The sequence below is a fragment of the Pseudomonadota bacterium genome (assembly GCA_039028935.1).
Classification (GTDB): domain Bacteria; phylum Pseudomonadota; class Gammaproteobacteria; order Steroidobacterales; family SZUA-146; genus SZUA-146.
On the sequence record JBCCHD010000039.1, the window covers coordinates 21982 to 30743 of the forward strand.

General features: G+C 51.6%; 6 protein-coding genes and 1 pseudogene. 2 read left to right on the top strand and 5 right to left on the bottom strand.

The annotated features are described in order from the left end of the window. Positions 1 to 207: 207 nt before the first annotated feature. Positions 208 to 1464, bottom strand: a complete 1257-nt coding sequence (locus tag AAF465_14680; GenBank protein ID MEM7083972.1) for a tetratricopeptide repeat protein — start codon at positions 1462 to 1464, stop codon at positions 208 to 210. Positions 1465 to 1593: 129 nt separating this feature from the next. On the opposite strand from AAF465_14680, the gene AAF465_14685 reads away from it, so the two are divergent. Next, complete coding sequence (locus tag AAF465_14685; protein MEM7083973.1) at positions 1594 to 3078, top strand: S41 family peptidase; 1485 nt, start codon at positions 1594 to 1596, stop codon at positions 3076 to 3078. Positions 3079 to 3350: 272 nt separating this feature from the next. Here AAF465_14685 and AAF465_14690 read toward each other — a convergent pair whose 3' ends face one another. The 3 genes from AAF465_14690 to AAF465_14700 all read right to left on the bottom strand — a co-directional run bounded on the left by AAF465_14690 (position 3351) and on the right by AAF465_14700 (position 6076). Continuing rightward, positions 3351 to 3887 (bottom strand): dockerin type I domain-containing protein, encoded by a 537-nt coding sequence (locus AAF465_14690; GenBank protein MEM7083974.1) that lies wholly within the window; start codon positions 3885 to 3887, stop codon positions 3351 to 3353. A 67-nt stretch (positions 3888 to 3954) separates the two neighbouring features. Beyond that, the gene (locus tag AAF465_14695) at positions 3955 to 4692 is read right to left on the bottom strand and encodes a hypothetical protein (protein MEM7083975.1); all 738 of its coding nucleotides are present in this window, start codon (positions 4690 to 4692) and stop codon (positions 3955 to 3957) included. A 31-nt stretch (positions 4693 to 4723) separates the two neighbouring features. Beyond that, a complete protein-coding gene (locus tag AAF465_14700; protein ID MEM7083976.1) occupies positions 4724 to 6076 on the bottom strand; it encodes a hypothetical protein in 1353 nt (450 codons plus the stop codon). 1575 nt (positions 6077 to 7651) lie between these two features. Between AAF465_14700 and AAF465_14705 the strand changes: the two genes are divergently transcribed. Continuing rightward, positions 7652 to 8098, top strand: coding sequence for a metal ABC transporter ATP-binding protein (locus tag AAF465_14705; GenBank protein MEM7083977.1), 447 nt, complete (start codon positions 7652 to 7654; stop codon positions 8096 to 8098). Positions 8099 to 8561: 463 nt separating this feature from the next. On the opposite strand, the pseudogene AAF465_14710 reads toward AAF465_14705, so the two are convergent. Then, positions 8562 to 8762, bottom strand: a pseudogene (locus tag AAF465_14710) (transposase).

Consider the following 8762-nt stretch of genomic DNA (forward strand, 5'->3'; position numbering starts at 1 on the left):
AAAACCGCGTGGAACGCGACAACAAAAACGGCCCTCCGGTGTCTAGCGACGATGGAGACTCTTTGTTGGAGAGCCTGGCATTGTCTGACCCTCAACTGCGGAACCCCACGCGATCATCGACCTGTCGTTACAACCAAAGCAAACGAACTCACTCGGCCACGCCGGACAGACGTCTTGTCATGTTCTTTGTGGCGTCACCGTTTGAGTCTACTGAAACGCGCAGGCTGGAAAATCGCCCAGTCGCTCGATCAAGTTTCGACATAGGGTTCGAGCTTCGCCCTTGGCACCGCGCACGGCAAGCAGCTTAGCCAAGCGCACAGTGGCTTCGGGCTCAAAGGGCGCCTCGGCGAGAACCTGGCGGTACCACAGCTCCGCATCGACCGATTGTTTAAGCGCTTCATACGATTCGCCGATCACAACGCCAAGCGCGACCTTCCATGGACCCACTCGCTGGGGTTCGTAAGCGTAGGCCTGGGTCATCGCTTCCCAAGCCTGCTCGAAATACGCGATCGCCTGTTTGGGCTCGTTGCGAATGTTCGCAATCTCGCCAAGATTGATCAGCGCCGCCCAGGCCTTGTTATCCAGATCAAGCACGTTCTGATACAAACTGATCGCCCGATCCAGATCTCCCTGGGCGGTATACACAAACGCGAGCGCCTTTACCGCATCGGGGTCTTTAGGCGCCAGACGCACGGCTCGCTCGGCCATGGCGGCCGCGCGTTCGAGTACGGCAACGGAATCGGGCTGCTGAGTGAGTCCTTGGTCCAGGGCTTCGGCGAGAGAGCTTGCGCCCGTACGCGTGGTATCGCGCGGATAACGGATAACCCGCTGGACCAGCGCGTTGGCAAGACCCGCCTGGGCATCCGCGTGTTTGGGTTCTATGGATAGCACACGCTCGTATAGTCCGATCGCCGCCTCGTTATCGGCGCGCGTAAAGCGCATGTATAAATCATTGGCCCGCGCGACGTCTTGCGACAGGGCGTCGGGCGGTGCCGGTTGTGAAAAATATGGCGAGCTAAACGCGACGTAAGTGGCGAGCACCCCGATCGCGGCCAAAGTCAAAAGGCGGCGTGGCCATAACCGTTTGTGTCGCTCGAGTGGGGCCGGGTCATCGACGTCGGGCGATACCGCGGCAATCAGCCGGTAGCCGCGTTTAGGCAATGTTTCAATAAACTCAGGCGACCGGGCTGAATCACCCAGCGCCCGGCGCAGCCTCGATACGGCTCGTGCAACCGTGTCTTCGCCCACAACCATGTTGGTCCACAGAGCGCGCTCAAGCGCCTCTCGCGATCGCACTTTGTCGGGTGTTTCGGCCAGAAAGGTCAGAAGTGCCATGAGCTGTGGTTCAAGCGTGATCGCTTGATCCTCTTTTGACAATCGGCCACTCTCAGGCTCCACCCGCCAGGGGCCTAAACGAAACGGCTTTGCCTCGGAAACAAGGGCAGAATGAGAAGACGAAGTCATGATTTATTATCGCATAACCAATTGATTTATTTAATGTCAGGATTTCGTCAGGAAAGCAGGAGTCGCCCGACATGGTGCACGCGCCAGCGGTGCGGTGAACTGAGTATCGCTTTCAAACGGAGAACAGTTATGCCTCGCTTTTTTGTGCTCATTTTCGGTTTCATCGCACTGCAATCAAGTGTTTATGTGATCGCTGACGACGGCTCGCCGACCACCGACCAGCCCCAGATCGACTGGCTTGAAGCACTCCCGGTCGAGCAAGTACGCGAAGACCTAGAGGTGATGTATCAAGGACTGCAGAACGGCCATGCGAACCTGTACGCACAGCGCAGCCCGGCCGAGTATTTTCGCTTCTATGAGTCGATGCGCGACGCCATTACCCGGCCAATGTCCCGCCGCGATGTTCAGATTGCCTTTGCGCGGTTTGCCGCGTTTGGCAAAGTCGCCCATGCCAATGTGGGGTTTCCCAACGACGCGTTTGAGCAGTTCAGGAATCAAGGCGGACGCACGTTTCCCTTTTATCTGCGTATTGTTGATGGCGTGGTTTTCGTGTCCGAAAATCTGTCTGGTCACACCGACATTCAAACCGGCGACGTTGTGACAGCACTGAACGGCAGGCCGATGAGCGAGTGGTTGGATCGGGTAGCGGATCATATCTCCGCCGACTCACCGTACATCGCGCACTCGCTGCTTGAGTTTACGTTTGCCCGAGATCTGTGGGCGGTATTGGGTGAGGTTGACACATTCGATCTTGATCTTGAACGAAACGGCGATGCGTTTCGTGTTGAGGTTAAGGCGACCCGACGTGATCAGCAGCGAGCGGCCGCCGTCGACTTAACTGAAACGTTTAGCCTGAGCGGCAACGAGCGCAAGTTTCAAATGTTGGATGAACGCCTTGGCTACTTGCGTCCCGGGCCATTTTACAATGTGGAGAACCCATCCGAGTTGTGGGACAACACGGCGTTTGTTGCGTTTATTAACCAGGCCTTTGAGCAGTTGCTATCGCAACAGGCCGAGTCATTAATTATCGACCTGCGCCAGAACCCAGGTGGTGATAATTCGTTTAGCGACCCCATGCTGGCATGGATAGCGGACGAACCCTTCCGGTTTTGCTCTTTGTTTCTGATTCGCTCAAGCGACGAAGCAGCGGCGTCCAACGCCAAGCGCCTCGATGCCAGTGGCAACCTCAGCGGCGTGTCAGCGCAGTTTGCCAAAGAGTACGATCGCGTGCCGCGGGGGCACCTGTTCCCGTTTGATATTCCGTTTGCCGAGCCACGTAAAGGCGAGCGCTTTGACGGAAAGGTCTACGTGCTGATAAACCGCCACAGCTACTCCAACGCCGTCAACGTGGCCGCGATGGTTCAAGATTACGGCATGGGCACCATTGTTGGTGAGAAGACCTCGGATCTGGCGACAACCTACGGCGCCATGGAACAGTTTAGCCTGCCAAATACCGGTATCAGCGTGTCGTTTCCCAAGGCGCACATTGTGAGACCTTCAGGTGATACCCAGCCTGATGGTGTCACGCCCGATTGGGCAATTCCGTCGCCTGTGACATCCACTCAGACCGATACTGTTCTTGATCAACTGATCGAACGACTGCAAAGCAATTGAACGTATCATGACACCCAACCCCGCTACTGGACCAGGATTGGCATTCCAAATAAATCTGGGCGGCACTTTGAACATGGCTCCACGACTACGGACCTCGCCGCTTCAAAGCGCCTTATTTGTAGTCAATGTCGCACTTCTCTTGCAAAACCGAGAAAGTGCTGGCCGTACAGAGTGAGGAATGGAAAATAAAATGGGGACGTCACCGCATGTGGTCCTATCTGACACTGCGGTTCGCCCCCTTAGAGTTATAGGTGTGCAGTCGTATGTTGGGCTTAATCAACACCACTCGGTCCGGGTGGGCCTAAAAAGAACAGCTGGAAGCGAGCAATATCAATAAAGTTGACGATGTTGTCGCCATTCAAATCCGCGTCCGCATTCCAGTTAGGACTGGCGGGCGTGGCGAGAAACGCGACAGTCATTTGTGCATAGTCCACAAAGTTGACGCTGCCGTCGTTGTTCAGGTCAGGGTCACAGAAGTTACCAAAACCATCATTGTTGGTGTCAAGCTGGGAACTGTTTGGGTCCAAACTGCAGTTGTCGACAAAATCGCGCACCGTGTCTGTATCCGAATCAGGCGGCGCATGAAACCCGGCAGAGAGTTGATAGTTAGTGCTCGCTGACATGCCAATCGGGCCGGCTTGCGCCGGAGAATCAAATACCGTGTAGTTGGTAGATGTCATCGGTATACCACTGGCATCGATGACGTCCCAGTCAATCCGGTAGTTGGTACTGGCCTGAGGATCTGCAAACACATTATGATCGACAAACCATAAAACTGAGAATACGAGCAGGAGTACCAGATTCTTCATTATCGTCTCCGTTTTGACGAGTAAGGCGCCACCTTGATTATCTGTGGTTCGCTTTAAGTATAAGCAATTAGTAATTGGTTGAATGGTCTGCAAGACGTGCCTCCTCCTCGTTCTCTTTAATCAGCGAACGCGGGATTATCGTCGCCGGTCCATTCGGCCTGCTTTGGTCGGCCAATAACGCGCGTTGTTGCTTGAACTTCTGTTCAGTAAAGCTCAGTAACTCTTGTTGTTGGCGTGCAAACTCCTCATCGCGCAGCATGTCCTGAAGCAGGTCGTTAAGTGCGCCGGGCGTTAAGCGCATCGTATGCTGATCAAAACGCATGGCAAGCACCAGTGACCCATCACGCTCTTCAGGCACAATGTTTATTGTCAAGGGCGGACCATTCTTGCGGGTCGCCTTTACGCCACTTTCGGTAAATTCCTGCAATGCGCTGGTGAGAACACGATCACAATGAAAAGTTGAGTCTTCAGCAGGAAGATTTTTCTTAATGTCAAACACGTCTGGTTGAACACAACGTTCGACTAACAGTTGACGGCGGTCATAATCGAATAGAACGGCATAACCTCGTCGATCATCATCGACGGCGGAACGCCATTCTTTGCTCCTACCCTGTAACCATGCCGGTGCCTGATAATGGTCGCGACTGGCCTCAGCACCAGGCTCGGTGTTCGAGGGCCCTGGGTGAGCAATCGATGAAGTTGTCAAGCGGTTTATCTCACTCGACTGAGTGATGACCACACCCGTTAATACCAACGCTGTTGCGGTTGCTACCATTGCCCAAATAGTGATGATGTCTAACTTCATGTTCTTATCTCATAGTCATTCGAAGTGGTCGTTAGTCGATGCGAGCGCATATTGCATAGCAATTTCGCGAATTATTTGGCAAGTCATAGCTTGCACTGCATGACCAAGTTGTACTTGAAAGCGGGTAAGAGGTACCGACGGCACCAAATCTGGCTGAACTTCCTCGAGCGCCGCCGCCTATTAGCTTTTTACCCACAGGGCAAGTCACCGTGGTCGAACCGTAGTAGCACTCAAGATTGCCATGCGCGTGACAGTTCGTTGTGGTTGAGTCGAGATTGTAAGACGCAGAGACGAGCTCCCAGCCAATATCGATGTTTCCGGAGACCTGCAGGCTTGGGATAGTCACGTCATGTGTGCTGGACGGGTTTTGTGTACCAATCCCGATACCGTTCGAATTCGAGCGTATAAGTGCTCGACTTCGGGCAACATCGCGAAAGGTAACATCCTGCTCCCTTACCTCAATAGCGGCGAACTGCTCATCACCTGCAGTATTGAACCAGCGGAAACCGTTAAAGTCGTCTTGAATAACGATATCGAACACAGAGTCAAACGTTATTTGAGAAGTGGCGGTCAAATCGGCTAACTCAACGTCTCCAAGATTATACGATGAGCTGCTGTTTAAATCGGCGCCGGTAATACTGCCGTCGAGTATTTTCGCACTGGTTACCGCGTCATTTGCTAGTTCAGCGGTTCCCACTCCGTTGCTGGCAATGCTTAAAGACGCATTTCCGGACGACGCGCCACCGGTCAATCCAGTGCCCGCGAATACGCCGGTAATGTCTCCCGGGCTGGCTTCAAGTACAGAAATGCGTCCATCGTTGACACTAATTGAACCGGCATTGGTGGCAATATCCGCCGTATTGCCATTGGCCGTTGTCAGCGCGTTTTGCGCAACGATATCGACATCACTAATATCCCCACTCAGATCCATCACCTGTGACTGGAGATCGGCAACTTCAGACGATTGATCAAGATCCGCGGCGGTTTGGCCGGTCAGCGTATCGGCATCTGCCGCTTTATATGCGTAGGGAGCCGACTTAAGCTCTCGTCGCGGCAACATTTCTTCGCCAGCCACAAACAGCCCGATAAAGATGGGCGTATCAAAAAGACCGGCGGGAAACGCGTTGGCGGGCGTGCCCAGCGTGACGGAAAACAGCCCATTGTCCGGAGAGACCAGCTCCGTTGAACTCCACAACGGCACGCCGCCGACGGGTACGTTATACGCGGCAAATGTAATCGATACATCCGCATCAATCGGCGCCCCATTTTCGTCCGTCAAATAAGCTTGGTAGTTAATGCCCTCTGGCAATGCCGCTGATGCGGTTGGCAGCACTAGTGTCATAAATAGCGCGAGAGCAGCAATAAAATAGGGATTCTGTTTCATGATTATTTCCTTGAAATAAAAGCATCGGCCGCGTGTCAAAACGCTGGTACGTAAACTGTGTCTTAGTTTTTGTTCGTTTGATTCGCTTCGAGACGAGCAGGCGCTTGGCGTGAAAGAGCCCCCATACACAGCGCGTATCAGCCGTCCAATCTACTTAGCGACGTTCTCACGCAAATCGCCTCATTCGAGGCCTGATCAGTATTGATGGGTTCATCCAGGGATCAATGAAATGCTATTGTTATTAGGCGTTTAGCGCATTGAGCAAACGCACTGAATGGTCGGTTGTGTCGATAGAGTCATTGATGTTTGTCATCGACTAATTGAGTCTTTCTGCAAAAATGCTGCAAGCACTTTTGAAGAATAAACAGTGTATCCTCAATATCGCCAGCGCAAGGGATTTAGAAAACGAAGTACAACCTGATCCACCAAAGTGTGGCATCCGGAACATTCGATTGAGCTTGCGTGATACAGCAAAATATAAATTGGGTGACCCCTCCATAAATGAGTCGCACAGCCGGCTTGGGATAAGGCGCGTCTTCACCGCTGGCGTGAAACGCCCCGGTGTAATGTGGTCAAGTTCTTGGCAAACAACCCGGCGGGCGGCGGACGCAATTCGTGAGCCGATTGCTGGCGTTTCAAGAAACCGGCCTGACACCTCATTTGAACACCCTCTATTTCAACACCCTCTTGCCAAAGTCTCGGCGTTACCCATATGCCGAGCGCCTTACACGTCACCAGATTGATTAATGCATAAAAAAAGACCGCACGTTGTGCGGCCTTTTCCGTGAGATGGCAGAAGTTGTCTGGCCATGACTCAGCAGGATTGTATTAAACCTGCTCAGCACTTCTCGACAAATTCAACCACAAAAATATCTCACTAGACATGTGATCACCTCCTTCTGCTCATCCAATAGAGCCTATAACATGGACTATTTTGAGGCATTTGCCAAGTTTTATTTCACGCGGCAGTGGACATAGTGCAAAGACTGGATCGAGCAAACGCTACCATTGCTACACTCACTCTTTGCCATAGACGTCTGTGCCTACACCGTGGTGAGCCATCGCTGCGACTGGGATATCGCTGTATGTTTAGATGAGAACGATACCGAGCCTAATGAGGACGTCGCTCGCCGCGCGCGTACTGGTGATGGATCTCGAACTACGGCTGACTAACAGATCCCTAACGCCAACTCGTTTCTCGGATACATCTTCATCGGTAACAGTGGTTTCTGAAGCCACATGAGAATTTCGCTTGCCCTTCTTCTTTTTGTTGTCCAGCCCATGCCTATCCATAGCCCCCCTTGAACCGTCGGCTACTCCAACCGATCAGTGACAAACTACTCGCTAAATACGAGATGTTGTAGTATCAATACGAAGGTCAGGCTGTGGACTCAAATTAAAAAACCCCGGTATACCCAGAGCTGCGCAGTAGCATTCTTTAGACCTAATACGCAATCTTGCTTTGAATGGCCAAGGCTGCGTTCTTTGTTACTTTATATTCAATAACGCGGAACGCCCAAGGCGTGTTCTTTAATTGATAAAACGAATTTCATTTTTTATAGAGGGAACTGATTGATGAGATACTTGATTATAGCGCTATGTTTGGCGTTTATCGGCGCGTGCGCCTCAGATCCAAAAACAATCGAAGCGTCTTACGTGTCACCGCTTAAGTATGCGGATTTTGGCTGCGTAACTATTGCCAAGGAAATAGGGATGGTAACAACGCGCTCTGAACTGCTTTACAAAGATCTGAGCAAAATAAGCGAGGCTGATAAAGTTCAAATGGGTGTGGGTCTGATGATATTTTGGCCAACACTTCTGATGCTCGAAGGCGGCGACGGGCCTAAGGCTGTGGAGTTCGCACAGTTAAAGGGCGAATATAACGCGCTGATCGAAAACGCCAAGGCAAAAGACTGCGGAATAGCCGCACAGTCTCCAGAAGAGCTGTTTAACAAATTTGATGAAGAAGTAAAAGCTGAACGAAATCGAGAGCGAAAGAAGCGAAAGCACTTTATAAAATAACGCCTGTAGATCAGGCCTTGCAATGAATGATGCAACCCAGAATGACCTGTTTTCCCGGTGGATGATGTTCATGAAGGAAAGTATGAATTGGGATGGCCAGTAGAAAAACGAGAGAGTTATTATGGTTGCAATAAGCCTAGCGGTAAGTTTTGTTTTAATATACTTTATGTTGAATTTCTGTTACGACAGAGTGGAAGGGAATGTTGTATTTCTCACCGGAGCGAGTCTGTTCATTTATAGCTTCGTTCAGCTTATTTTCGCCTATTTCTTTGAATTTCCAGTTTTTTCCACTACGGTATTTGTCGCTCCGAATCTGTCGTATGGTGAAACGGCAATAACTGAATGCTTTTACGGCTTATCTTTTAGCATTTTTCTGATGGCTAGTTACTGGGTTTTCAAAGCGTATAAAGACAGAAAAGGCGCTTGATTTTGTAGAAAATGTGGGAACAAGCGACGAAGCGGCGGCGTACGTTCGCTTCAGCTTCGACAGCTCGTGTTCAGTCTCACGAAGAGCCGAAGTTCTGAGGCTTGCATTCCACCGTACTTGGACTTCCAGTTGTAATATGTTGCCGCGCTGATTCCATGACTTCTGCAAACCTCATTCGCTGAACCGCCCCGGGATTGCCGGAGACCTTTTATCTTGAGAGGATATCCGAATGACCCA